Raw genomic sequence first — 26577 nt, 5'->3', positions numbered from 1 at the left:
TTTGGCTTATCAAAAAAAGAAAATGAAATTAGTTCACAACATTATCAACTTGATTATTTTAGTCATTCTTATCCCAGGGAGTGGTAATTAGTTGTGTACGTACAAAATAACAATTAAAGCCACTTCTTAACGAGGTGGCTTTTTTTATGGAGAAAAATTAATTAAACAATATTATGCAAAACAATTTCGTCATTATTATCATTATTATTTTAGTCTTGGTCTTACGATTAGGAAAGGTGGTTTTATGACAAATTTTTTGAACGATTTTTTATGAGCCACCTTTATTCAGGGTGGCTTTTTTTTATGTTTTTAATACAAACAATGTCAAATAAATAGTGATGAAAAACAACAACAAAGCACTAAACAAACATAGTCGAACCGTTACGCAAGATGACACTTTACCCGCGTCACAAGCGATGTTACATGGGATTGGCTTAACAAACGAAGACCTTAAAAAACCATTAATCGGAATTGCAAGCATGGGGTACGATGGAAATACTTGCAATATGCACCTAAATCAATTTGCACAGTTGGTACAAGATGGAATGAAAGCCGAAAACCTAATCGGATTGAAGTTCAACACTATCGGAATTAGCGATGGAATTACCAACGGAACTTCAGGAATGCGCTACTCTTTAGTAAGTAGAGAAATCATTGCAGATTCTATCGAAACTGTTTGTGCAGGACACTTTTACGATGGCGTAATTACTATTCCTGGTTGTGATAAAAACATGCCAGGATCGATTATGGCAATGGGACGTTTAAACCGTCCTTCGATCATGATTTATGGTGGAACAATTGCTCCGGGACATTACAAAGAAGAGGAATTAAACATTGTTTCTGCTTTCGAAGCATTAGGAAAAAAATTAAACGGAAATCTTGATGACAAAGATTTTTGTGGAATCATTCAGAATGCTTGTCCTGGTCCAGGTGCTTGTGGCGGAATGTATACAGCAAACACAATGGCAGCGGCGATTGAAGCAATGGGAATGAGTTTACCTTATTCTTCGTCTTACCCTGCTCTTAGTCAAGAAAAGAAAAACGAATGTACAACTGCGGCACATTATCTAAGAATTTTATTAGAAAAAGATATTAAACCAAGTGATATCATCACGAAGAATTCTTTAGAAAATGCAATCAAAACAATTGTTGTTTTAGGCGGAAGCACAAATGCTGTTTTGCACTTATTAGCAATTGCAGCGACTATGAATATCAAATTATCATTAGACGATATACAAGCAATTAACGATAAAACATCAGTAATAGCAGACTTAAAACCTAGTGGAAAATACTTGATGGAACATTTGAGTAAAGTTGGTGGAGTTCCTGCTGTTTTAAAGTATATGTTACAAGAAGATTTAATCGATGGAAGTTGTTTAACGGTTACTGGAAAAACATTAGCCGAAAATTTAGCATCGGTTCCTGATTTAGATTTCTCTAAACAAAATATTATTCGTCCATTATCTAATCCCATAAAAGAAACTGGACACTTACAAATGCTTTACGGAAACCTTGCTCCTGGCGGATCGGTATCTAAAATATCTGGAAAAGAAGGTTTTTATTTTAAAGGAAAAGCACAAGTTTTTAATAGCGAAGTTGAAGTTTTAAAAGCAATCGAAGATTTACAAATCAAAGCTGGAAGCGTTATCGTCATCCGAAACGAAGGTCCGAAAGGTGGTCCTGGAATGCCAGAAATGTTGAAACCAACATCTGCCATTATTGGAGCTGGATTAGGAGATAAAGTCGCTTTGATTACAGACGGACGATTTAGTGGCGGAACGCACGGATTTGTCGTCGGTCACATAACACCAGAAGCTTTTGAAGGAGGTCCAATCGCATTAGTCGAGAATAATGATCTCATCGAAATTGACATCAACAAAAATGAATTAAACCTTTTGATTGATGAAAAAACATTAGAAAATCGAAAAAATAACTGGAAACAACCCGCATTAAAAGTAAAAAATGGAGTCTTATACAAATACGCAAAGCAAGTCGGAAACGCTTCAGAAGGATGTCTTACTGACCAATAAACCAACTCAAATTTCAGGTTCACAAGCGATTATTAACGCTTTATTGTCCGAAGGAGTTACAACAGTCTTTGGCTATCCTGGTGGCGCAATTATGCCTATATATGATGCTTTGTATGATTACAAAGATAAATTAGAACACATTTTAGTTCGTCATGAACAAGGAGGCATTCACGCTGCGCAAGGTTATGCAAGAACTTCAGGAAAAGTAGGTGTAGCTTTTGCCACGAGTGGTCCAGGCGCAACGAATTTAGTCACTGGAATTGCAGATGCCATGATTGATAGCAATCCTATTGTATGTATCACAGGGCAAGTTTTCGCTTCTCTTTTAGGAACGGATGCTTTTCAAGAAACTGACGTTATCAATATTACTAATCCTATCACGAAATGGAATTATCAAATTACTGATGCAGAAGAAATAAATGATGTTCTAGCAAAAGCATTTCATATTGCTCGCTCTGGAAGACCAGGACCTGTCTTAATTGACATTACAAAAAATGCTCAAATACAACTTATCGAAAAGAAAAAGTATGAGAAATGCACGCATGTTCGCAGTTATAGACCAGAACCAGAGATAAGAACTGAATATATAAAAGCTGCTGCTAAACTTATTAATCAAGCAAAAAAACCATTTGCGATTATTGGTCAAGGAATATTACTTGGAAAAGCTGAACAAGAATTAAACGATTTCTTAGAAAAATCTGGAATTCCTGTAGCAACAACTTTGATGGGATTAAGTTCTTTAGATACTGATCATCCACAATATGTAGGTTTATTAGGTATGCATGGTAATTATGCACCTAATGTTAAAACAAATGATTGCGATGTATTAATTGCCATAGGAATGAGGTTTGATGATCGCGTAACTGGACGCTTAGACAAATATGCAAAACAAGCCAAAGTGATTCATCTTGATATTGACCCAGCAGAGATTGGTAAAAATGTAAAAGTTGCTGTCCCTGTTTGGGGAGATTGTAAAAAAACACTTCTGTTATTAACAAATTTGATTCATCCTAATGATCATTCTCAATGGTTAAAAGAATTTAGAGATCTCGAAAAAGAAGAACGTACAGAAGTTATTAATAAAGAATTCCATCCAACAACTGATGTGATATCTATGGCTGAGGTTATCAATACCTTAAATGAATTAACTAAAGGAGAAGCCGTTATTGTGACAGACGTAGGACAACATCAGATGTCGGCTTGTCGTTACGCGAAATTCAAAGATTCTAAGCTTTTGGTTACATCAGGAGGATTAGGAACAATGGGATTTGGTTTACCTGCAGCAATTGGAGCATGGTATGGAGCACCAGAAAAAGACATTGTCATGGTTTGTGGAGATGGTGGTTTCCAAATGACGTTACAAGAAATGGGAACGATTATGCAATTTGGAGCTAAAGTAAAAATATTAATCCTAAACAATAGCTTCCTTGGAATGGTGCGTCAATGGCAAGAATTATTCAACGACAAACGCTATTCTTTCGTAGATATTACAAGTCCAGATTTTGTAGCACTTGCAAAAGCCTACCAAATAGAAGGTCAAAAAATAGAAGCAAGAAACGACTTGAAAAATGCTTTAAAAGAGATGTTAGAGCATGATGGTTCTTATCTTTTAGAAGTTATGGTAGGAAAAGAAAACAATGTATTTCCTATGGTAGAACAAGGTACAAGTGTTTCTGAAATTAGATTAAAATAAATTATTATGGACTCAAAACAAGAATATACAATTACGCTATATACAGAAAATTCCATAGGAATTTTGGGAAGAGTTGCAGGAATTTTTACTCGACGAAAAATTAATATTGAAAGTTTAAGCACTTCTCCATCAGAAATAGAAAATGTACACCGATTTACAATTGTAATTGAAGAATCTGAAGAAGTCGTTCGAAAACTTTGCATGCAAATTGAAAAACAAATCGATGTTCTTAAAGCTTATTTCAATAATAATGATGAATTAATCTGGCAAGAACAAGCTTTATACAAAGTACCCACTAACATTATTGCTGAAAAGGCATACGTTGAACGTTTATTACGTCAATATGGCGCGAATACAGTTGTGATTCGCAATGATTATACAGTTTTTGAAACAGCTGGTCATCGTGAGGAAATTGATAATCTAACACAAGAGCTGACTAAATATGGCTTAATAGAATTTGTTCGTGGAGCTAGAATAGCCATTATAAAAGCAAGTGCTGGTTTCCATGAAAAATTATTACAATTCGAAAAAGACGAGCCATCAAAAGAAGTAATCGAAAATGAATTCCTAAACGAAGGAACCTCAGTTTTCACAATGTAAAGACGAATAATTCAACAAATAATTTTATTAAAAAATCAAAAATGACTAATTACTTTAATTCACTATCATTAAGAGGTCAATTATATCAACTAGGACAAGCAGAATTTCTAAATAACTCAGAATTCGCAAAAGGTACAGACGCATTAAAAGACAAAAAAATTGTGATTGTAGGCTGCGGTGCGCAAGGGTTAAACCAAGGATTAAATCTACGAGACAGCGGTTTAGATGTTTCATACGCGTTACGCAAAGAAGCGATTGAACAACAAAGAGATTCTTGGAAAAATGCAACAAGTCATAATTTTACAGTAGGAACTTTCGAGGAATTAATCCCAAATGCTGATGTTGTTGCGAATTTAACGCCGGATAAACAACATACGCAAGTTATCAATACTGTTCAACCACTTATTAAACAAGGTGCTACACTTTTATATTCTCATGGATTCAATATCGTAGAAGAAGGTGTGCAAATTCGTAAAGATATTACAGTAATAATGGTTGCACCAAAATGTCCAGGTTCGGAAGTTCGTGCAGAATATTTAAGAGGATTCGGAGTTCCTACATTAATTGCCGTTCACCCAGAAAATGATCCCGAAGGAAAAGGTTTTGATCAAGCAAAAGCATATTGTGCAGGAACTGGTGGTCACAGAGCGGGAGTTTTAAGATCATCATTTGTTGCGGAAGTAAAATCAGATTTGATGGGAGAGCAAACCATTTTATGTGGTCTTTTACAAACAGGTTCTATTCTTTCTTTCGAAAAAATGATTGAAAACGGAATTGATGCTGGTTATGCTTCAAAATTAGTTCAATATGGTGTGGAAGTAATTACAGAAGCCTTAAAACATGGTGGAGTTAGCGGTATGATGGATAGATTAAGTAATCCTGCTAAAATTAAAGCTTTTGAACTATCAGAGGAATTAAAAGATATTATGCGTCCATTATTCCAAAAACATCAAGACGACATTATTTCTGGTGAGTTTAGTAAAACAATGATGGAAGATTGGGCGAATGATGATAAAAACTTATTAAAATGGAGAGCTGAAACTGAAGAAACTGCTTTTGAAAAAACACCCGCTGGAGATGCAAATATTACTGAACAAGAATATTTTGATCATTACACTTTAATGGTTGCTTTTGTTCGTGCTGGAGTTGAATTAGCTTTCGAAACTATGGTGGAAGCAGGTATTAAACCTGAATCTGCTTACTACGAATCATTACACGAAACACCATTGATTGCAAATACAATTGCTCGTAAAAAATTATTCGAAATGAATCGTGTAATTTCTGATACAGCAGAATATGGTTGTTATCTTTTCGATCAGGCTTGTAAACCTTTGTTAAAAGATTTTATGACAAAAGTAAACGTAGACGTTGTCGGAAAAAATTACAACGAAGGAAAAGACAATGCTGTTGACAATGCGACATTGGTACACATAAATGATGTTTTACGTAATCATCCTGTCGAAACTGTGGGAAAAAAACTTCGTAAAGCAATGACTGCTATGAAAACCATAAAAACGGCATAATCAAATATTAAAATAACTAAGAAAATAGTGAATTATGACAAAGGGACTTAGAAGTGAGAAAACTGAGACCTTAGGCGTTTCGCTTGACGAAGTAAACTTAGCACAAATGAATTTGAAAGGAGTTGCCAAAAACACTCCTTTCGATTTCAATGAAAATTTAAGTCGTCAATTTGATGCGAATGTCTATCTAAAACGAGAAGATTTACAAGTCGTCCGTTCATACAAATTACGTGGTGCTTATAATAAAATCGTTCAGTTATCAGAACAAGAAAAAAATAATGGTGTAATCTGCGCAAGTGCAGGAAATCACGCACAAGGTGTGGCGTATTCGTGTCAACAATTAAATATCAAAGGTAAAATTGTGATGCCAACGACGACACCTCAACAAAAAATAAAACAAGTAAAATGGTTTGGGAAAGATCAAATCGAAATCATTTTACATGGTGATACATTTGATGATGCATCGGCTTTTGCACATCAATTATCCCAAGAAGGAAATATTACATTTATTCATCCTTTTGATGACGAAAAAGTAATCGCAGGACAAGGAACTGTTGCTTTAGAAATTTTGAATCAATGCAATCAACCAATCGATTATATTTTCGTGCCAATTGGCGGTGGAGGTTTAGCATCTGGCGTTATTTCTGTGATGAAAACACTTAGTCCAAACACCAAAATTATTGGCGTAGAACCGAGTGGCGCAGCAAGTATGGCAGAAGCTATCAAACAAAAACAATCTGTTGCATTAGCGAAGATTGACCCTTTTGTAGATGGCGCAGCTGTAAAAAAAGCAGGTGAAAAAACCTACAAAATCTGTGCAGAAGGTTTAGAAACAACTTGTGCTGTTCCAGAAGGAAAAGTTTGTTCGAGCATTTTGCGTTTGTACAATGAAGACGCAATTGTTGTAGAACCAGCAGGCGCTTTGAGTGTTTCGGCTTTAGATTTTTTCAAGGAAGAAATCAAAGGAAAAAATGTGGTTTGCGTGCTTAGTGGAAGCAACAACGACATTACGCGAATGGAAGAAATAAAAGAAAGAAGTTTGCAATATGAAGGTTTGAAACATTATTTCATTATCAATTTTCCTCAACGTGCTGGCGCTTTAAAAGAATTAGTGAACGAAGTTTTGGGTGAAAATGATGACATCACCTATTTCCAATACACGCAAAAAAATAACAAAGAAACAGGTCCAGCAGTAGTTGGCATTGAATTAGACAAAAAAGAAGATTTAGATGGTTTAATTTTTAGATTAGAAAATCATCATTTCGACTATCAATATCTTAACACAGACAACACACTCTTTTCGTTAATGATTGGATAATTTTTCCATCATTAATATACTATTCAAAAAAAGCAAAGCTTCTATTTAGTTAGAAACTTTGCTTTTTAATTTATTAATTATTCAACAACCAATTTTTTAACTCATCAAAATTATTGTTCATTTTAACTTTATTCGATTGTTTCGATTTCAATTCTTCGACTTCTTTTGGATAGACAATTTTATCTCGTATTTCTTTCGGAAAAACTTCAGGAAATTTACACGGATGCGCTGTCGATAAAAATACCACTAACTCTTTTTCATCTTGCTTTTTCGCTTGGTATTCCTTCGCTGCCAACCACGCAATCGACGTATGCGGACAAGCAATGTAATCATATTCTTGATTAATTTTAACAATTGCATTTGTCGTTTCAATATCTGAAAAAGCTTTTGAAACCATTTTTGATTTTAATTGCTCCATATCTTGCTCGAAAAATTCCATCACACGAACCCAATTGCTCGGATTTCCAACATCCATCGCATTCGAAAACGTTTGTACAGAAGGTTTGGGTAGATAATTTTCGGTTTTTAAAAATAATGGAACAGTATCATTCGCATTTGTAGCCGCAACAAATTGTTCTACTTCCAATCCTAATTTTGAAGCCAAAATACCTGCTGTAATATTCCCGAAATTTCCACTCGGAACAACAAAAGAAACTTTCTCAAAACCTTTTCTTTTTGCTTGGGCAAATGCCTCGAAATAATAGAAAGATTGCGGAATTAAGCGAGCAATATTAATTGAATTTGCTGAGGTTAAGTTTAGATTTTTCATTAAATCTTTGTCTAAAAAAGCTCGCTTGACCAATGCTTGACAATCATCAAAAGTTCCGTCGATTTCTATGGCACGAATATTTTTTCCATTCGCCGTTAATTGCAATTCTTGTATCAGCGACACTTTTCCTTTTGGATACAAAATCGTTACTCTCGTTCCTTCTACTCCCAGAAAGCCAAGTGCTACAGCGCCTCCTGTATCGCCAGAAGTTGCGACCAAAACATCTAACAATTGATTATCTTTTTTTGAATAATGTGCCATCACGCGACTCATAAATCTTGCTCCAAAATCTTTAAAAGCAAAAGAAGGTCCGTGAAATAATTCCAAAATAGCTAAATCATCTTCTAAAAACACCAAAGGCGCAGGAAAATTAATTACATCATCAATTAAATTATTAATCGTTTCTTCAGAAAAATCATCTTTTAATAAGTGATTTGTCACCTTTTTCGCAATCTCTTGAAATGAATAATTTTCAATAGAATTCAACCAATTTTCATCTAATTTTTCCAACGACAAAGGCATATACAATCCTTTATCTTCTGGCAAAGATTGGAAAACCGCTTGTTTAAAATCGACTCTGTTATTATGATTATTTGTACTATATAATTTCATTTTTAGTGTTTTATGTAAGGTCCTTGTTGATTAATTTTAGAGACAAATGATAAATGTTCAATTTCTTTTATCGTCAAAAAATCATTTAGTTTTTGTTCGATATTTTCTGCACCCAATTTACTTTTAGATAACGCCATAACTGTTGGTCCAGAACCAGAAATACCGAATGTTAATGCATTATTTTCGAGCGAAATACTTTTCATTTCATTAAAATATGGAATCAATAAAGAACGATTTGGTTCGACAATATCATCTTGCATCGAACGACCAATTTCTTCGTAATCATTCTCATAAAGCGCTGCAACCAAACTTGCAATATTTCCCCATTGCTTTATTGCTTTACTCAATTGCACTTTATCTTTAATTAATTTGCGCGCATCCTTTGTTGGCACTTCTACTTTTGAGTAAATCAGTGTGACATATAAATTTTCAGGAACAGGTAAAGAACGCACCAAAATCGGCTCATAAGAAGGAATCAACGTAATTCCTCCAAACAACGATGGCGCAACATTATCCGCATGAGCAGCGCCACAAGCCAATCGTTCGCCTTCCATACAATAAGGCAAAAGCTCATTTTTAGAAAGTGGTTTTCCTAATAATTCATTCAATGCAAAAAGTCCAGAAACTGTGCTCGCCGCGCTTGAACCTAAACCACTTCCAATTGGCATTTTTTTGTGTAATTCTATCGATAATCCAAAAGAATCTTGTAGACCTAAATCACAAAATAATTTCCATGCCGAATGAGAAACTGTATTTTTCATCGCATCCAAAGGCAATTTACCCTCGTCACCTGTAATTGTCAGAATTTCGATTCCTAACTTTTCTGTCTTTTTCATGATTACCTCATCACCTGGATAATCCACCGCAAAGCCCAAAATATCATATCCACAGATCATATTGGCAACTGTTGCAGGAGCAAAAACATGTACTTTATCTAAAAACTTCGCTTGATCAAGCTTATATTTATTTTCGATTATTTGATTCATCTTTTATCGTATTGAACTTATATTAACTAAATCTGCAAAAACGCCAGCTGCTGTAACTTCTGCACCAGCTCCAGGTCCTTTCACAACCAAAGGACGTTCCTTGTAACGCGCTGTTGTAAAAGAAATAATATTATCGCTTCCAGACAAGGCATAAAACGGATGTTGATTATCCACCAATTCTAACGAAATTGATATTTTCCCATCTTCTAAAATCCCGATGTAACGAATCACTTTCTGCTCCTCATCTGCTTGATGTTTTATCTTTTCGAAATAATCATTTTCGTTGACTAATTCTTGATAAAAATCTTCTACAGTTGCAGCTTCTAAACAAGATTTAGGCAAAATAGAATCGATTTTTACATCTCCCGCTTCAATTTCGTAACCATTGTCACGAGCAAGAATCAACATTTTTCGCATAAAATCTATTCCACTCAAATCATCGCGAGGATCTGGTTCTGTATAACCTAATTCTTGCGCTTTTTTTACAATTTCGGCAAATGTATTTTCACCTTTAAAATGATTAAATATATACGAAATTGTTCCTGATAAAATTGCTTCAATTTTTAAGATTTGATCTCCACTCATTCTTAAATCTTTCAACACGCTAATAATTGGTAAACCTGCTCCAACATTCGTTTCATAAAGGAAATCAATGCCATATTTTCGAGCAGTTTCTTTCAATTTTTTATACTCTTGATAAGAAGATGAATTCGCAATTTTATTACATGTTACAACCGAAATACTGCTTTCAAAAATTTGTTTGTAATAATTTGGCAAATCAGAACTCGCAGTATTATCTACAAAAACACAATTTGGTAAATTATACTGTTTCATTTTTTGGATAAATTCATTCAAATCAGCTGGAGAAGAAGAATTTTCTAATTCATTTTTCCAATTCGATAAATTAATTCCGTTTTCATCAAACATCATTTTTTTTGAATTTGATAATCCAACCAATTTTATTTCGATATCATTATTTTTTGCTAAAAAATCTTTCTGTTTTTCTAATTGATTTAAAAATGTCGACCCAATATTTCCTACTCCAACATTGAAAACATGAATTGTTTTTTTCAAATGATTAAAAAACGCATCATGTACCGCATTTAAAGCTTTTGACAAATCATTTTCGTTAATCACAACCGAAATATTATACTCCGAAGAACCTTGCGCAATCGCTCTGACATTGATTCCATTTCGTCCTAATGCATAAAATAACTTGCCCGAAACACCAACCATTTTCTTCATGTTTTCTCCAACAATTGCAATAATTCCGAGATTTTCTTCAATTTCAATTGGTTCCAACCATTTTACTGCAATTTCCAAACAAAACTCTTCTTCAATTAATTGCTTTGCTTTTTCGACTTCATTATGATGAATGGCAAGCGTGATACTATGCTCTGACGAAGATTGCGTAATCAACACAATGTTGATATGATGTTGCGCTAAAAGTGAAAAAAGTTTTCCACTAAAGCCCAATTTGCCAACCAAGCCGCTTCCTTTTATATTGACTAATGCAATATCTTTGATCGACGAAATTCCTTTAATTGGATAATCTGTTGGTTGCGAATCGAACTGAATTTTTGTTCCCTCAAAATCCGGTTGAAATGTGTTTTTAATTAAAATCGGAATTCGAAGTTTAAAAGCTGGAGCCATTGTTGGCGGATAAATCACTTTCGCACCGAAATACGACAATTCCATCGCTTCTGTATACGATAAATTTTCTAACGAAAAAGCTTTGTTCACAAAACGAGGATCCGCCGTCATCATTCCATTTACATCTGTCCAAATTTCAATTTGTTCTGCATGTAAAGCCGCACCAATCAAAGCCGCAGTGTAATCAGAACCTCCTCTTCCCAAAGTTGTCACTCGTCCTTCTTCATTAGCAGCAATAAACCCTGTTACAACTAATAATTTATCCGAATAATCTTTTGCTAATTGTTGAATATTCTGAAACGATTTTTCCTCGATAACATTCGCTTGACCAAAATTATGATCAGTCAAAATATAATCTGATGCATTAATCGCCAATGAATTTCCAACATGCTCTTGCATTACTTTTGCTATTAATAAAGCACTACATCTTTCGCCGAAACTCAAAATCAAATCTTTTGTTTGAGGGCTTAATTCTTTCAGAATTTCCACCCCTTCTAATAATGCTTCCAACTCATTCATCAACAATTTTAATTTTGTTAAAATCGGATTTTGATTCGGCACATCGATTAAAGCTTTTACAATTTCGAAATGTTTGTCTTGAAAAAGTTTTAAATCATTTTCATCAAAATTTCCTGATGAAGCTTCTTCAGACATTTTGGTTAATAAATTGGTCAAACCAGAAATAGCAGACACAACCAAAATAATCGAGTTATTTTGTTGCTTTTCCTGTTTAACAATTTCTACGACCGCGCGAATACCTTCTACCGATCCGACTGATGTTCCTCCGAATTTTAAAACTTTCATAATTTAAATTTTGATCATAAAAAAAGCATCTTCCTTTTGAGAAGATGCTTTTGCATTATTTTTTTAGAATTAAATACATAACAAAACTCCTCTAAGTGTGAACACTAGAAGTCGTCGTAATTGAAATGATTGTATCTAATCCGTTTTGTTTCATTATTGATAACGAATATACAAACTTTTTCAATAAATCATTACGTATTTATTCTTTTTTTATATTTATTTCACCGAATCCTTTTTTACAGCCAATGAATCATTTGGTTCAGCAACAGGTTTTACATCACTTGCATAGCCAACAACAATTCCGTCTAGTTTATCAATTTTTCGTACTTTAAAAGTTTCTGTACCTTCTGCTCCTTTAAAAGATACTTTATAAACTGCTTCGTAAACTGTTTTGTCACCATCTTCAAGAGGCGTCATTTTCTCAAAGTTGTAGACATCAACTGGCCCATATTGTTTAACCACCGCATTCAAATCATCCACATTTACGCCTTCTACTTTCGAAAAAAGTGAATCTGGCTTATCTGCTCTGTATTTGTAAACATCTAAAACTGCTTCTTTCACCTTATAATCTGGCAAATCTGATTTTTTATTACATGCTGTTAAAGCCAAAATACCACCAACCATAAGTAATGCACTTGCTTTCATAATTCCTATTTTTTGTGTTAATTGATTATAACTAATGTAAAAATAAATAAGATAAAAAACAAGTATTTTTATTGAAATCAAATAGATAGAAACAAAAAAAGTCGATTCTGTTACAAAATCGACTTTTGAATATATTTTATTGTAAAATAAATTTTACACTTTAAAATTCACATAAAAACCTTCGTGACCTCGAACATTGAAAACGGTATTGTCTTCAAAAATCAAGTATTGACCTTTTATTCCTTTCAAAACACCTTCTATTTCTGGCGTTTTTTTCAAGTTTAATGATTTTACTTTTTCTGGATAAGATAAAACTGGATAGTCTAACTTCCAAACTTCTGGCTCATCAACCAAAAATTGTTGAAAATCTGGATTCACTTCATTTCTGATTTCGTGATACTTTTCAAACAAATTAATTTCTGGCACATCATTTTTCAACATTCTTTGCCAATTTGTTTTATCTGCAATAACATTTTTCAACGAAACCTCTATCATTCCAGCTTCGTAACGATTATCCGTTCGTGCAATAATAATAGCTTCTGATGCTCCTTGATCGATCCAACGAGTCGGCACTTGAGTTAAACGTGTTACACCAACTTTTATTCCCGAAGAATTTGCCAAATACACAATATGCGGTTGCAATTCGAATTTCGTTTCAAACTCTAAATCACGTTGCGCAATTCCCAAATGTGCTGTAGAAAGTTCTGGATTGATAATACTTGGATTAGCTTCTGGAACTGTAAAAAAACAATTTTTACAATATCCCATCTGATAAATCTCTTTGTCCTCGTGACAGTTTAAACATTCGTAATGATCAAAGTTAATCTTGATTTTTTTTCCTAACAATTGATTCATAACAATAAAATCATTCTTGAAATTCCAATAATAATTGATTGGCGTTCCATTTTCAGTTGTCATTTTACGAATTTGTCCTTCAAACTGCATCTTGCTAAAAAAGTTTAATTAATTTTGTGTAAATCTACAAAACTTTTAGCGGATGGGAATAGTCAATAAGATTATGGAAATTATGATGCGTAGCCGAATGAATATCATCGAGGAAAGTATCAAAAATCCAGTTGGTACGCAAGAACGTGTGTTATTTGAGAATATCAAAAAAGCCAAATCGACTATTTACGGAAAAGAATTTCATTTTGACGAAATCAAAACGACACATAAATATCAAGAGCAAGTCCCTGCGGTACATTACGAGGATTTTCAACCTTATATTGAATTAGCAAGAAAAGGAGAGAAAGATGTTACTTGGTATGGAAAAATAAAATGGTTTGCGAAATCTTCTGGAACAACAAATGCCAAAAGTAAATTTATTCCGATTAGTAATGAATCCTTAGAAGATTGTCACTACGCAGCAGGAAAAACAATGTTTGCATTGTACTTAAACGCTTATCCCGAAACGGATATTTTTATGCACAAAAACTTAAGAATTGGTGGAAGTAGTGAACTTTATCAAAAATATGATACGCGTTTTGGTGATTTGTCAGCTATTCTGATTGATAATTTACCTTTTTATGCTGAGATGAAAAATATTCCGAATCGTGAGATTTCTTTAATGTCTGATTGGAATGTGAAGATGAATGCGATTATCAATGCAACAAAAAATGAAGATGTTGGTTCTTTAACTGGCGTTCCTTCATGGATGTTAGTTGTGTTGAATAAATTATTATCCGAAACTGGAAAGAATTATTTGGACGAATTATGGCCAAATCTCGAAGTGTTTTTTCATGGTGGAATTAGCTTCAAACCTTATGCAGAAAATTATAATTTAATTACTCAGAAAAAATTAAATTATTTCGAATTATATAATGCGTCTGAAGGTTTTTTTGGAATTCAGGATCAATTAAATAGTAAAGATTTGTTGTTATTATTAGACAACGGAATTTTTTACGAATTTATTCCAATGGAAGAATTTGGTTCATCAAATCAACGATTTTTAACAATTGAAGAAGTTGAAGTTGGTAAAAGTTACGCCATAGTGATTACAACAAATGGAGGTTTATGGCGCTATATTATTGGTGATACAGTTCGCTTTACATCTAAAAATCCACACAGAATTGTTGTTTCTGGACGAACAAAACATTATATCAATGCATTTGGTGAAGAATTGATGATAGAAAATGCCGAAGAAGCTTTGAAACGCGCTTGTAATCAAACAAATTCAATTGTTTCTGAATATAGTGCTGGTCCAATTTTTATGCAAGGGAAAGAAAAAGGCGCGCATGAATGGGTAATCGAATTTGATAAAGAACCTGAAAATTTTGAGCAATTTATTGAATGTTTAGATAAAGGTTTGCAAGAAGTTAATTCGGATTACGAAGCAAAACGTTACAATAATATGACGCTTAATCGCCCAATTGTACACAAAGCTCGCAAAAAATTATTCATCGAATGGATGGCTTCACGTGGTAAGTTAGGTGGACAAAATAAAGTTCCGAGGCTAGCAAACACACGCGAATTTATAGAACCATTAATTGAATTAAATAATCGATCATAATAAAAAAGAGAATCAATATGATTCTCTTTTTTTGGTTTAAAATAAATAGGATAATTACCTCGAAACAAGTAAATTTACTATTAAGAGAAAAAATACCTATTAATGCGAAGTACGAATTTATCTGAACTTAAATTCCACCAAATTGTGGAAAATAAGTTTCAAATTTACAACAGCCTCTTTATGAGTCTGCCCTACGAAAAAATGCAAAACATCGGATCGTTGATTCCGTTTTTGTATAATGAAAGTCAAAAAGGTTTACCGGAAGGAAAATCGCCAAATGAAATCATCAACAATTTTTTTGAGAAATACACTGATTTAAAAACCGAACAAGAGCAAATCGATTTGATGTTTCGAATGATACAATACATCGAGCGACAAGTTGTTTTGTTTGATAGTATCGAAGATGCTGCATTTCCGTCATTACATTCCGAAAATGAAAAAGGAAGTTTGGAAAGCATTTACCATATTGCACAGGCGCAAGGTAAAATGGAGCAAGTAAAAACCAGAATCGAAGATTTTGTGACGAGAGTTGTCTTTACAGCACATCCAACGCAGTTTTATCCGACAAATGTTCAACAAATTATTCAAGATTTACGCGACGCAATTCAACAAGATTCGGTAAGTAAAATTGATTTATTGTTACAACAATTAGGAAAAACACCTTTTATCAACGAAGAAAAACCAACTCCTTACGATGAAGCTGTTTCTATTATTTATTATTTGAGAAATGTATATTATCAGACAATTGGACGATTATACAACGAAATCAACCAATTGTTTTTTACAGAAAGTGAACCTCTAAAATCTCCTGTTATTCAATTAGGTTTTTGGCCTGGAGGCGATCGCGATGGAAATCCGTTTGTAACAGCAGAAATTACATGGAAAGTTGCAAGTTTATTGCGTACAAGTATCTTAAAAAATTATTACAATCATCTTAAAATTGTTCAACGTAGATTAACATTCAAGCATGTTACAGAACCTTTGAAAGCGTTGAGTAATTTGATTTACGAAAATATGTTCAATGAAAATGGAACAATTACAATTGATGAAATCAAGACGCGTTTACAAACTATTCGTACAATTTTGATTGAACAACACAACGGAATTTTCTCGGATATTTTGGACGATTTTATCACGCGTGTTGATATTTTCGGGTTACATTTTGCTTCGTTGGATATTCGTCAAGATTCGCGTGTTCATCAAAAAGTAATTAACCAAATTGTTAAAAAATATACTGGAATTAATCTGAAAGATTTAAGTGAAGCAGAACAAATCGACTTGTTAACAAATCCTTCTTTTACAGCTAAGCCTGAAGATTTTGAAGATGATATTGTCGTCGATACAATCAGAAATGTTTATCAATTAAAAACGATTCAGCAACGAAATGGCGAATTAGGTGTTAACCGATACATTATTTCAAATTCTGAAACCATTTTCGATGTCTTAAATGTTTACGCTTTATTCAAATTTTGTGGTTACAAAGATGACGAAATTAAGTTTGATATTATGCCACTTTTCGAGACGATTAGAGGTTTAGATGGTGCTGAGAATACGATGAATAAATTGTATAATCTACCAATTTATGCACAACATTTAGAACGTAGAAAACAGCGTCAATCAATTATGTTAGGTTTTTCGGACGGAACAAAAGACGGTGGTTACATCAAAGCAAATTGGGAAATTTATCGTACCAAAGAAATCCTTTCGAATGTTTCGGATAAAAATCAAATCGAAGTTATTTTCTTTGATGGTCGTGGTGGACCTCCTGCACGTGGCGGTGGAAAAACACACGAATTTTATGCTTCTCAAGGGAAAACAATTGCGAATCACGAAATTCAAATTACGATTCAAGGGCAAACAATTACGTCGAATTATGGAACAATGCCGCAGGCAAAATATAATTTTGAACAATTGTACACGGCTGGAATTATTTCGGATGTTTTCTCGACAAGCACAAGTCAGATTTCACCTGATGAACGTGTATTGATTGATAAATTAGCCACAATTAGTTATCAGAAATACGAAGATTTGAAAGCGCATCCTTCATTTTTACCTTATTTAGAAAATATGAGTACGCTTAACTATTATGGGAAAACGAATATCGGAAGCCGTCCGAGTAAACGAGGTGGTGATAAAAAATTAGAGTTCGATGATTTGCGTGCTATTCCATTTGTGGGTTCTTGGAGTCAATTAAAACAAAATGTTCCAGGATATTTTGGTGTTGGAACGGCTATAAATGAATTGAAAAAACAAGGTCATTTAGAAGATGTAAAAGATTTATTCAAAAATTCGAGCTTCTTCAAAACGTTGATTCAGAATAGTATGATGTCGATGGAAAAAACTTATTTTCCATTAACTTCTTATATGAAAGATGATCCTGAATATGGTGAATTTTGGAATATTTTGCATGATGAATTTGAATTATCAAAAGCATTATGTTTAGAAATTTCAGGTTACACAGAATTGATGCAAGACGAACCATTGAACAAATCTTCGGTACAAATGCGCGAAAAAATTGTGTTACCATTATTAACGATTCAACAATTTGCGTTGAACAAAATTCATCACGAAAGTGAGTTCAAATCAGTCTATGAGCAAATTGTAATGCGTTCGTTATTCGGAAATATTAATGCGAGTCGAAATTCGGCTTAATTTTCAGAATATCTTAATACCTTCGCAACGATGGAAAAGATTATTTTAGGGATAGATCCTGGAACAATGGTGATGGGTTTTGGTTTGATTGAAGTCAAAAACAACAAAATAAAGTTGATTACTTTAGACGAATTATTGTTGCATAAATTTCCGAATCAGCAAACGAAATTGAAAAAGATTTTCGAAAAAACTTTAGCCATTATCGATCAATATCATCCTGATGAATTAGCCATTGAAGCGCAGTTTTTTGGCGTTAATGTTCAGTCTATGTTAAAACTTGGACGTGCGCAAGGTGTTTGTATAGCCGCTTGTTTGCATCGTGATATGCCTGTGGTAGAATATGCGCCAAAAAAAATTAAGATGGCGATTACCGGAAACGGAAATGCATCAAAAGAACAAGTTGCGGGCATGTTACAACATTTACTTGGATTGAAAGAAATTCCAAAACGTTTGGATGCCACAGATGGTCTTGCCGTTGCGGTTTGTCATTATCTAAATTCGGGTAAAACAACTGGGACGTCAAATTCATATTCGAGTTGGGATGCCTTTGTAAAAAATAATCCGAATCGAACAAAATAAAATATATTTGTAGTAGAATTAGCAACCTAATTCGTAAAACATAAAACACATCAAATGAAAAAATATTTAATCGCTGCTTCAGTTTGTGCAACAGTTTTCTCTTCAGTGTTATTTTCTTGTAAAGATTCGACTGGAAAAAACAATACTGCAATCACTGAAATTGTTTCGAAAATTGAACAAAATAAATACAAAATTGGCGACAAAATCGATATTCCTTTAACTAATTTAGATGGAATTACGAAAGTTATTGTTTCGGTAGATGGACAAGAAGTTCCTGCTGATTTTACGATTGACGGAAAAACAATTGGATTAGGAAATCATACGGTTAATTTGAAATTCTTCAAAGGAGAAGAAGAAACAAATTCGCGCGATTTTACGTTTGTGGTTTATGCAAATGAGCCGGCTGCGCAATGGAATTATGAAATTGTAGGAACTTATCCACATAATCCAGATTATTTTACGCAAGGTTTTTATTTCAAAAACGGAAATATTTTCGAAGGAACTGGACTTCGCGGAGGAAAAACACGTTTGATTGAATATAAATTGGGGGCAACTGAACCTACAAAATTATATCAAATCAAAGACGATGTTTTTGGAGAAGGAATTACAGAACTGAATGGTTTTATTTATCAATTAACATGGCAAGATCGTGTGATTTATAAATATGATTTAAACTTTAATCAAGTTGAAAAATTTGATATGCCAGCTCAAATTATCGAAGGTTGGGGAATTACAACAATTGGAAAAGAATTGGCCATAACAGAAGGTTCTCAACGTATTCATTTCTTTGATGAAAACTTTAATTATCTAAGAACTGTTCAAGCTTTTGACAGTCAACAACCATATAGTTATTTGAATGAAATTGAATACCACGATGGTTTAATTTATGCAAATGTTTACCTAAAATCTGGACATGCAGATAACAGTAATATTGTGGTAATTGATCCGCAAACTGGCGCTGTAAAAGTAGAGTTTAACTTCGCTGAATTGAAAGGAAAACAAGGAAATCCGCAAGCACAAGAATTGAACGGAATCGCTTTCAAAGACAACGGAAATATGTTATTAACAGGTAAAAACTGGGATAAAATATTTGAAATTAAGATTAAGAAATAATTTCCTTAACACATAAAAAAGCAAAAAGCTCGACCTGCAAAATCGAGCTTTTCTTTTTCAAAAATCATCTAAAAAATTATAAGTAAAAATTTATGGTTATGAAAGATCCTATAACCAAAATTGATCTTTCCAATCTGTGTTAGTTAAAAGTGAATTAAATTGTTCTTTAATTACTTTTAACTTTTTTTGTGTTGCATTTTTCTCAAATTCAGGAAACATTTGTTTCTCCTCAAATCTGATGTGCAAATCCAATTCTTCTTCGATATAAATCAAACTTTTCATCGGATTTTTTGCATCTATTTTGAACAAGCGTCTCAAACGTCTATGTTCTTTCAATGCTCTTTTTACCAAGTAATGATCTTCATCTAAAAGCGAAAACAAGTAATTTTCTTCTATCTCAAATTTTTTGAATAATACTTTTTCCCCATACCAATTTACATAATCAACAATTCGTTGAATATCGACTCCTTTATCTATTCCAGCACGAATATTCCAACAAAAAAATAATGTTTTATGATGCCTTTCGCACGCTTCATTTAGATTTACTGTTACAGTATAACTCATCTGAGAAGCAGTTGTTTGAGGAAGTTCTATTAATAGGTTCATTGTTATAATTTTTCAATTCGGATAATCGGATATTTTTATCTTATTTTTAATCAAATTTTTTTAATGCTTAAGAAAAGCAATTCCTTTCTCTAGATCATCAATCAAATTAAACATCGATGTCTTTTCTAGCATACCTCGCAAATCATTACGAATTGCAAAAACACGGCTATGTAAAGCACAAGGTTTGTTAGTATCGCATTCTACTAAACCTAAAATGCAACTATGATAAAGACCATCTCCGTCAATCGCTTTGATGATATTCACTAATTTGATATCTTCTAAATGCGCTGCATCCATTTGGAAACCTCCCATTTTTCCTTTGACAGATGAAATCACATTTGCTTTAACTAATTGTTGAAGAATTTTGGCTGTGTAAGCTTCTGGAGAATTAATAGAATTTGCAATTTGTTTTAAATTGACTCTCTTTCCTTCTACAGATTCTTGTGCAATAAACACACAAGCCTTAATTCCATATTCGCACGCTTTAGAAAACATTAATTTCTTTTATTCATTATAAATTATGAAGCAAATATACAACTAATTTTAAATCGGACAAATTTATCTTATTAAATTTTTAAAAATAAAAAAACCACTCAAAAATGAGTGGTTTAATATTATCTGAAAAGAAAATTTCTTAATCTTCGTCTTCGTCTTGATCAGCATCCTTAACTGCGTTACGAGAAGTACGAATAGCTACTACTACTGCGTTATCTGGATGAGCGAATGTGTAGTTATCATTTTTCAATGTTTCTACATACATTTTGTGACCAATTCTCATTGGAGTGATATCGATTTCGATTTCGTCTGGTAAGTTTGCTGGAATAGCACGAACTTTTAATTTACGCATATTGAAACGTAAAACCCCACCAGCTACTAAACCACGAGCACGTCCTACTAAACGAACTGGAACTTCCATAGTTACTGGTTTGTCCTCGTTTAATTGGTAAAAATCTACGTGTAAGATTTTATCCGTTACTGGGTGAAATTGGATGTCTTGTAAAATTGCTTGAATTTTAGCTCCATCAGCTAACTCGATAGTTGCTGTATGAGCATCTGGAGTGTAAACTAATGATTTGAATGCTTTTTCATCAGCTGAAAAGTGGATAGGCTCTCCAGAACCGTAAACCACACAAGGTACTTGTTCAGCATTACGTAGGTTACGTGTAGCCACTTTACCTAAGTCTTCTCTTTTTACACCTTGAATTGTAATTGACTTCATAATAATATGTATATAATAAAAATAATTTAATATTTAGTTAAACCACTAGATAACAAAACGTTGACTAATAGATTTGTTGCTATGTACTAGATGCATAACATCAGCAAAAAGCGGAGCGCAAGATAATACTTTTATTTTAGATACGGAAGTATTTTTTAATGGAATACTATCAGTTATAGCAATTTCCGTTAATAGAGAGTTATCAAGACGCTCATAAGCTGGTCCAGATAAAACTCCATGCGTTGCAATCGCACGAACAGATTTTGCTCCTTTTTCCATAATCAATTCAGCCGCCTTTGCAAGTGTACCCGCTGTATCAATCATGTCATCCACTAAAATAACATTTTTACCTTCAACCTCACCGATTAACATCATGCTATCAACTTGGTTTGCAACTTTACGTTCTTTGTGACAAATTACGATATCTGCATTAAGGTATTTAGCATATGTATTTGCACGTTTAGCACCTCCCATGTCTGGAGAAGCAATACAAATATTATCTAAGCCTAAACCTTTAATGTATTCAACAAAAATTGTTGAAGCAAATAAATGATCAACAGGAACTTCAAAAAATCCTTGAATTTGATCAGCGTGTAAATCCATAGTCATTACACGAGTTGCTCCAGCTGTCATTAACATTTTTGCAACTAATTTTGCTCCAATTGGCACACGTGGAGCATCCTTACGATCTTGACGAGCAAAACCAAAATAAGGAATAACAACTGTAATACTTTTAGCAGATGCGCGTTTTGCTGCATCACACATTAAAAGTAATTCCATTAAATTGTCTGTTGGTTGCATTGTAGAACCAATTAAGAAAACGCGAGCTCCGCGAATTGGCTGTTCAAAAGCGGGTACAAATTCTCCGTCGCTAAATTCTACAATTTTAGATTTACCAAGTTCTTGACCATATTGATCGGCAATTTTTTGTGCTAATTCTAATGATCCTCTGGTCGAAAAAAGAAATGCTGATTGTTCCATTGTTTGTTTTGGGAAATATTTATGCAAAAATAATTTAAATGATTTAAAAATGATATAAGAAAATCAAAAATTAATTTCGGCACAATTATTGAATATTTTTTAAACAAGTTAAAATAATCATAAAGACATAATCATGACTTTCGTTAGTTATAGTGTTTTTTAACAGTTTTTGATTGATTCGTTTTTAAGTATTTATATAAATTTGCAATTAAATATATCCTCATGAAAAAGATTTCATACCTATTAAGTGTAATTGGATTAGGAATTTTTGCTCACGCGCAAGAAACTACTGAAACAATTAACAACGATTACAACAAATGGTCTATCGAGGCCAATGGAGGTGCGGTAAAAGCAAGAAAAGCATTCGCTCCAGGTTATTATTCAGAAACACCAAGTTTTTTCCATGCTGATTTTGGTGTACGTTATATGTTCAATCCAAAATTTGGTTTAAAATTAGATGGTGGATATGATCGTATCAAAGAAGGCGAAGATGTAGCTCGTTTCCGTTCTAATTATTACCGTGTAGATTTACAAGGGGTTGCGAACTTAGGACGAATCATGAATTTTGAAACATGGACAAATAGAATTGGATTATTAGCTCATGGTGGTGCAGGTTACTCTTGGATGAATAATGATGCGACAAAAGGTGCTGATGGTAAAGTTTTCGACGACAATGATAACATGGTAAATGTTATGGTTGGTTTAACACCACAATTAAGATTAACTGATCGTGTTGTTTTAACAGGAGATGTATCTTACGTAAGAAATATTCGTCAAAATGTAACATTTGATGGCACAGCTAACACATCAGGTTCAGGATTTGGAGGTGAAATTTGGAATGCTACTTTAGGTTTAACATTTTACTTAGGTAAAAACGAAAAACATGCTGACTGGGTTTACGAACCAACTCGTTCTGACTTAGAAGATCGTATTTCTAACATCGAACAAATGTTAAAAGATACTGATGGTGATGGTGTTGCTGATTACTTAGATCAAGAACCAGATTCAGCTCCAGGTGCAGTAGTTGACACAAAAGGTGTTACTATCGACCACAACGGAAACGGAATTCCAGATAATATTGAAGAATATATCAAACAAAATGCAGGAGGAAACACAACTGTCATTAACGATGCTGATTTCTTAGAGCAAATGATTAATTCAGGTATTATCAACGTATACTTCGATTACAACTCTGACAAACCATACCAACAATCTGTTGGAGGTATCAAATTTGTATCTGAGTACTTAAAAGCTAAACCAAATGCTCAAATTGACATTTTAGGTTTTGCTGATCCAGTAGGAGGAGATGCTTTCAATAAAGACTTATCTCGTAGAAGAGCAGAAAATGTTAAAGCTATTTTAGTTAGTCAAGGAGCTAATGCTTCTCAATTAACTACTGTTGGTGAAGGGGAAGATAAAGAGTTCAAAAACTCTCAAGTTTCATCTCATCAATTAGCAAGAAGAGTTGTTTTCAGAGTAAAATAATTCTCTCTTAATTTAAGATATTAATCAGGGATAGATTTTTCCATTTTTTGGAGTCTCTATTCCTGATTTTTTTATTATCTTTACCACCACTTAAATTACTAAAATATTGAATCCTTTTAACCAACACTTTAATGCTCCTAGATGGGTAGTATTAGTGCTAGACATACTTATTGTTTTCTTTAGCTATGTAATAACCAATTTTATACTTAATAGTTTTCTAAATTCTTTTAGTTTAGAAAAATTATTATTTAAATTACCATTTGTTGTAGCAGCATATACTCTATGTTTCCTATACTTCAAAACATATAAGGGAATTGTAAAAAAAACGGGGTTAAAAGATGCTGAAAATGTATTTGTATCTAATACTACGGCTTTTCTGATTCTTTTCTTCATCTCTTTTATCTATAGACAATTCATTGAATCTAATCTTTCGGAGAACACTCCTGTTTCATATGTTTTCAGAATGTCTTACTCTGTTATCTTTGTCCATTTATTTATTTCAACAGTAATAATGGTTATTGCCAGATTATATTATAAATGGATTTATAATTATTTTTTCTCAAAAAATAAGGAACAACAAAAAATATTAATTTACGGTGCAGGAGATTCAGGATTAATTACTCGAGATATTTTACAAAATGATACTCAGTTTAATTATAAAGTTGTAGGTTTTATTGATGATAAACCTTCTAAAATTGGAACATTTATAGATGGTGTTAAAATTTATTCTATAAATGATATTGATAATAAATTCATTGAACGAAATGATATTTCAGAAATTATTATTTCTATTCAAAATATTAAAACGAATCAATTATTAAATCTATCCAAATCATTAGAAGATTTGAATGTAAACATAAAAATAATTCCACCTATTTCTAATTGGATTGATGGTACATACAAGCCTGCTCAAATCAAACAATTAAAAATTGAAGATTTATTAGGTCGTGAATCAATTAAGTTGAAAAACCCTATTATTAATGAAAATGTACAAGGTAAGGTAATACTTGTTACTGGTGCTGCAGGTTCTATAGGAAGTGAAATTTCAAGGCAACTTGCTATGATGGATTTTGCTCAACTAATTTTGATTGATCAGGCAGAATCGGCTCTATATGATGTTCAACAGTCTTTAAAAAATGAAATTTCTGAAGAAAAACAAAATAGAATAGATTATATCGTTTCGAGTGTAAGAGATCGAAAACGAATGTTAAGCCTTTTTGATAAATATCATCCGCAAATTATTTTTCATGCAGCTGCATATAAACATGTTCCTTTAATGGAAAGATTTCCATATGAAGCAATTAATACAAATATTTATGGAACAAAAATTATTGCTGATTTAGCGAATGAATTTGGTGCCGAAAAATTTGTTATGGTTTCAACAGATAAAGCGGTTAATCCGACTAACGTGATGGGAGCAACCAAACGTGTGGCAGAAATTTATGTAAATTGTACAAATGAAAAATCTAAAACAAATTATATTGTTACTCGATTTGGCAATGTCTTAGGATCTAATGGTTCTGTAATACCTTTATTCAAACGTCAATTAGAAAACGGAGGTCCTTTGACAGTAACACATCCCGATATTACACGTTTTTTCATGACTATTCCAGAGGCCTGCCAATTAGTATTAGAAGCGGCTATTATGGGAAAAGGTGGTGAGATTTTTGTATTCGACATGGGCGAATCAATGAAAATTATTGATCTTGCTAAAAGGATGATTAGATTAAGTGGCTTTAAATATCCTGAAGAAATTGATATAAAAATTGTAGGTTTGCGTCCAGGTGAAAAAATCTATGAAGAGTTATTGGCTAATGATGAAAATACAGTAAAGACCCATCATGAAAAAATAATGATAGCAAAAGTTAATACAAACAAATGTCAAGACAATAAAAAACTAATTGAAGAACTATGCTTAATGTCTTCAACCATAGAAAAACATGAGCAAGTCATGCATTTAGTGGCTAAAATAAAAGAGATTGTACCAGAATTTAAATCTCAAAACTCAGAATTTGAAAAACTTGATAACTTAATTTATGAAAAATAAAATTTTTAATCTTTTAATTGTAATAGTTATACTCACTATTTCTTCTTGTGCATCAAAAAAAGAATTAGTCTACTTTCAAGGAGATCAACAATCTACTACGAAATACGAAGAATATATTCCTAAAATTCAATCTTCTGATATGCTAGCAATCAGTGTAAGTGCTGCTGATATAAAAGCTACAGAACCTTTTAATCAACAAAGTGTTTATCAAGTAAATTCTGGGGTGCAAAATAATCCTTATGCGAAGGTTTATACTGTTGATGAAAATGGTTATATCAACTATCCGTTAATTGGTAATGTGAAAGTAGGTGGATTAACTAGAACAGAAGCTGAAAATGAATTAAAAGCAAAAATCTCAAAATATATCGTTAATCCTGGGGTAAATATTAATTTTACAAATTTTAGAATTAGCGTTTTAGGAGAAGTTGCTAAACCTGGTAATTTTACAATTCCAAGCGAAAGAGTAAGTATACTTGATGCTTTAGGTATGGCTGGTGATTTAACTATTAATGGTGTTAGAAATAATATTATGGTTATTCGTGAACAAAATGGACAAAAACAAACATATAACGTCGATTTAACATCCAAAGAAATACTAAACTCTCCTGTTTATTATTTAGCCCAAAATGATGTTATTTATGTAGAACCAAATAATGCTAAAATTTCATCATCTAAATTTACACCAAACTATTCATTATGGATATCTGTTGCTGGTGTTATAATATCTGTAATTGCTGTTATTTCTAAATAAAA

The 26577-nt window shown here is 32.9% G+C and carries 21 protein-coding genes; 12 read left to right on the top strand and 9 right to left on the bottom strand.

Annotated elements, in window-relative coordinates; genetic code table 11:
- Window positions 1-338: 338 nt before the first annotated feature.
- From ilvD to ilvA, 5 genes are read left to right on the top strand one after another with little or no spacing between them, the layout of a single operon-like run.
- Window positions 339-2030 carry a dihydroxy-acid dehydratase gene (ilvD, locus tag B4E59_RS00490; protein ID WP_221854713.1) on the top strand — a complete coding sequence of 564 codons (1692 nt, stop codon included), beginning with the start codon at window positions 339-341 and terminating at the stop codon, window positions 2028-2030.
- Window positions 1963-3723 carry a biosynthetic-type acetolactate synthase large subunit gene (ilvB, locus tag B4E59_RS00485; RefSeq protein WP_219034513.1) on the top strand — a complete coding sequence of 587 codons (1761 nt, stop codon included), beginning with the start codon at window positions 1963-1965 and terminating at the stop codon, window positions 3721-3723. The genes ilvD and ilvB overlap by 68 nt, the downstream gene beginning before the upstream one ends.
- Window positions 3724-3729: 6 nt before the next feature.
- Window positions 3730-4323, top strand: coding sequence for an acetolactate synthase small subunit (ilvN, locus tag B4E59_RS00480; protein WP_180905464.1), 594 nt, complete (start codon window positions 3730-3732; stop codon window positions 4321-4323).
- Window positions 4324-4364: 41 nt separating this feature from the next.
- Window positions 4365-5846 (top strand): ketol-acid reductoisomerase, encoded by a 1482-nt coding sequence (gene ilvC, locus B4E59_RS00475; RefSeq protein ID WP_286494976.1) that lies wholly within the window; start codon window positions 4365-4367, stop codon window positions 5844-5846.
- 34 nt (window positions 5847-5880) lie between these two features.
- Window positions 5881-7164: a threonine ammonia-lyase IlvA gene (ilvA, locus tag B4E59_RS00470; RefSeq protein WP_221854717.1), complete on the top strand. Its 1284-nt coding sequence runs from the start codon at window positions 5881-5883 to the stop codon at window positions 7162-7164.
- 73 nt (window positions 7165-7237) lie between these two features.
- On the opposite strand, the gene thrC is transcribed toward ilvA, so the two are convergent.
- The 5 genes from thrC to B4E59_RS00445 all read right to left on the bottom strand — a co-directional run bounded on the left by thrC (window position 7238) and on the right by B4E59_RS00445 (window position 13578).
- Entirely contained in the window at window positions 7238-8545 is a 1308-nt protein-coding gene (gene thrC, locus B4E59_RS00465) for a threonine synthase (protein WP_291048844.1), read from the bottom strand.
- 2 nt (window positions 8546-8547) lie between these two features.
- The gene (locus B4E59_RS00460) at window positions 8548-9531 is read right to left on the bottom strand and encodes a homoserine kinase (protein WP_291048841.1); all 984 of its coding nucleotides are present in this window, start codon (window positions 9529-9531) and stop codon (window positions 8548-8550) included.
- Between the two features lie 3 nt (window positions 9532-9534).
- Entirely contained in the window at window positions 9535-11988 is a 2454-nt protein-coding gene (gene thrA, locus B4E59_RS00455; RefSeq protein WP_286494979.1) for a bifunctional aspartate kinase/homoserine dehydrogenase I, read from the bottom strand.
- Between the two features lie 216 nt (window positions 11989-12204).
- On the bottom strand, window positions 12205-12633 hold the full coding sequence (locus tag B4E59_RS00450; RefSeq protein ID WP_147280028.1) for a hypothetical protein: 429 nt from the start codon (window positions 12631-12633) through the stop codon (window positions 12205-12207).
- A 153-nt stretch (window positions 12634-12786) separates the two neighbouring features.
- Window positions 12787-13578, bottom strand: a complete 792-nt coding sequence (locus tag B4E59_RS00445) for a DUF2797 domain-containing protein (RefSeq protein WP_221854722.1) — start codon at window positions 13576-13578, stop codon at window positions 12787-12789.
- Between the two features lie 52 nt (window positions 13579-13630).
- Here B4E59_RS00445 and B4E59_RS00440 point away from each other — a divergent pair, with 52 nt between their 5' ends.
- From B4E59_RS00440 to B4E59_RS00425, 4 genes are all read left to right on the top strand, one after another.
- Entirely contained in the window at window positions 13631-15142 is a 1512-nt protein-coding gene (locus B4E59_RS00440) for a GH3 auxin-responsive promoter family protein (RefSeq protein WP_291050604.1), read from the top strand.
- A gap of 180 nt (window positions 15143-15322) precedes the next feature.
- Window positions 15323-17794, top strand: a complete 2472-nt coding sequence (locus B4E59_RS00435; protein ID WP_291050601.1) for a phosphoenolpyruvate carboxylase — start codon at window positions 15323-15325, stop codon at window positions 17792-17794.
- A gap of 30 nt (window positions 17795-17824) precedes the next feature.
- Window positions 17825-18373, top strand: a complete 549-nt coding sequence (ruvC, locus tag B4E59_RS00430) for a crossover junction endodeoxyribonuclease RuvC (RefSeq protein WP_291050598.1) — start codon at window positions 17825-17827, stop codon at window positions 18371-18373.
- 54 nt (window positions 18374-18427) lie between these two features.
- Window positions 18428-19486, top strand: a complete 1059-nt coding sequence (locus B4E59_RS00425; RefSeq protein ID WP_286494984.1) for a glutaminyl-peptide cyclotransferase — start codon at window positions 18428-18430, stop codon at window positions 19484-19486.
- A gap of 108 nt (window positions 19487-19594) precedes the next feature.
- On the opposite strand, the gene B4E59_RS00420 is transcribed toward B4E59_RS00425, so the two are convergent.
- The 4 genes from B4E59_RS00420 to B4E59_RS00405 form a co-directional block, all read right to left on the bottom strand.
- Window positions 19595-20092 (bottom strand): hemerythrin domain-containing protein, encoded by a 498-nt coding sequence (locus B4E59_RS00420; RefSeq protein WP_221854727.1) that lies wholly within the window; start codon window positions 20090-20092, stop codon window positions 19595-19597.
- 60 nt (window positions 20093-20152) lie between these two features.
- On the bottom strand, window positions 20153-20587 hold the full coding sequence (locus B4E59_RS00415) for an RrF2 family transcriptional regulator (protein ID WP_286494986.1): 435 nt from the start codon (window positions 20585-20587) through the stop codon (window positions 20153-20155).
- Window positions 20588-20726: 139 nt separating this feature from the next.
- Window positions 20727-21311 (bottom strand): 50S ribosomal protein L25/general stress protein Ctc, encoded by a 585-nt coding sequence (locus B4E59_RS00410; RefSeq protein WP_038336278.1) that lies wholly within the window; start codon window positions 21309-21311, stop codon window positions 20727-20729.
- Window positions 21312-21356: 45 nt separating this feature from the next.
- The gene (locus B4E59_RS00405; protein ID WP_038336277.1) at window positions 21357-22292 is read right to left on the bottom strand and encodes a ribose-phosphate pyrophosphokinase; all 936 of its coding nucleotides are present in this window, start codon (window positions 22290-22292) and stop codon (window positions 21357-21359) included.
- Between the two features lie 222 nt (window positions 22293-22514).
- Between B4E59_RS00405 and B4E59_RS00400 the strand changes: the two genes are divergently transcribed.
- From B4E59_RS00400 to B4E59_RS00390, 3 genes are all read left to right on the top strand, one after another.
- Entirely contained in the window at window positions 22515-23777 is a 1263-nt protein-coding gene (locus tag B4E59_RS00400; protein ID WP_286494989.1) for an OmpA family protein, read from the top strand.
- 106 nt (window positions 23778-23883) lie between these two features.
- A complete protein-coding gene (locus B4E59_RS00395) occupies window positions 23884-25824 on the top strand; it encodes a polysaccharide biosynthesis protein (RefSeq protein WP_286494991.1) in 1941 nt (646 codons plus the stop codon).
- Window positions 25814-26575: a polysaccharide biosynthesis/export family protein gene (locus B4E59_RS00390; protein ID WP_125348880.1), complete on the top strand. Its 762-nt coding sequence runs from the start codon at window positions 25814-25816 to the stop codon at window positions 26573-26575. Before B4E59_RS00395 ends, B4E59_RS00390 begins: the two co-directional genes overlap by 11 nt.
- Window positions 26576-26577 lie beyond the last annotated feature (2 nt).

This window comes from Empedobacter sp. UBA2044, assembly GCF_002333005.1.
Lineage (GTDB): Bacteria > Bacteroidota > Bacteroidia > Flavobacteriales > Weeksellaceae > Empedobacter > Empedobacter falsenii_B.
The sequence above is the reverse complement of the archived record's forward strand: the minus strand, read 5'-3'. Positions and strand labels throughout refer to the sequence as shown.

Coding starts and splice junctions, on each gene's coding strand:
- B4E59_RS00445 (WP_221854722.1), bottom strand. CDS start 13,578: ATGCAGTTTGAAGGACAAATTCGTAAAATGACAACTGAAAATGGAACG.
- B4E59_RS00460 (WP_291048841.1), bottom strand. CDS start 9,531: ATGAATCAAATAATCGAAAATAAATATAAGCTTGATCAAGCGAAGTTT.
- ilvC (WP_286494976.1), top strand. CDS start 4,365: ATGACTAATTACTTTAATTCACTATCATTAAGAGGTCAATTATATCAA.
- ruvC (WP_291050598.1), top strand. CDS start 17,825: ATGGAAAAGATTATTTTAGGGATAGATCCTGGAACAATGGTGATGGGT.
- B4E59_RS00405 (WP_038336277.1), bottom strand. CDS start 22,292: ATGGAACAATCAGCATTTCTTTTTTCGACCAGAGGATCATTAGAATTA.
- B4E59_RS00435 (WP_291050601.1), top strand. CDS start 15,323: ATGAGTCTGCCCTACGAAAAAATGCAAAACATCGGATCGTTGATTCCG.
- ilvN (WP_180905464.1), top strand. CDS start 3,730: ATGGACTCAAAACAAGAATATACAATTACGCTATATACAGAAAATTCC.
- B4E59_RS00440 (WP_291050604.1), top strand. CDS start 13,631: ATGGGAATAGTCAATAAGATTATGGAAATTATGATGCGTAGCCGAATG.
- B4E59_RS00400 (WP_286494989.1), top strand. CDS start 22,515: ATGAAAAAGATTTCATACCTATTAAGTGTAATTGGATTAGGAATTTTT.
- thrC (WP_291048844.1), bottom strand. CDS start 8,545: ATGAAATTATATAGTACAAATAATCATAATAACAGAGTCGATTTTAAA.
- ilvA (WP_221854717.1), top strand. CDS start 5,881: ATGACAAAGGGACTTAGAAGTGAGAAAACTGAGACCTTAGGCGTTTCG.
- ilvD (WP_221854713.1), top strand. CDS start 339: ATGAAAAACAACAACAAAGCACTAAACAAACATAGTCGAACCGTTACG.
- thrA (WP_286494979.1), bottom strand. CDS start 11,988: ATGAAAGTTTTAAAATTCGGAGGAACATCAGTCGGATCGGTAGAAGGT.
- B4E59_RS00420 (WP_221854727.1), bottom strand. CDS start 20,092: ATGAACCTATTAATAGAACTTCCTCAAACAACTGCTTCTCAGATGAGT.
- B4E59_RS00425 (WP_286494984.1), top strand. CDS start 18,428: ATGAAAAAATATTTAATCGCTGCTTCAGTTTGTGCAACAGTTTTCTCT.
- B4E59_RS00390 (WP_125348880.1), top strand. CDS start 25,814: ATGAAAAATAAAATTTTTAATCTTTTAATTGTAATAGTTATACTCACT.
- B4E59_RS00410 (WP_038336278.1), bottom strand. CDS start 21,311: ATGAAGTCAATTACAATTCAAGGTGTAAAAAGAGAAGACTTAGGTAAA.
- ilvB (WP_219034513.1), top strand. CDS start 1,963: ATGGAGTCTTATACAAATACGCAAAGCAAGTCGGAAACGCTTCAGAAG.
- B4E59_RS00450 (WP_147280028.1), bottom strand. CDS start 12,633: ATGAAAGCAAGTGCATTACTTATGGTTGGTGGTATTTTGGCTTTAACA.
- B4E59_RS00415 (WP_286494986.1), bottom strand. CDS start 20,587: ATGTTTTCTAAAGCGTGCGAATATGGAATTAAGGCTTGTGTGTTTATT.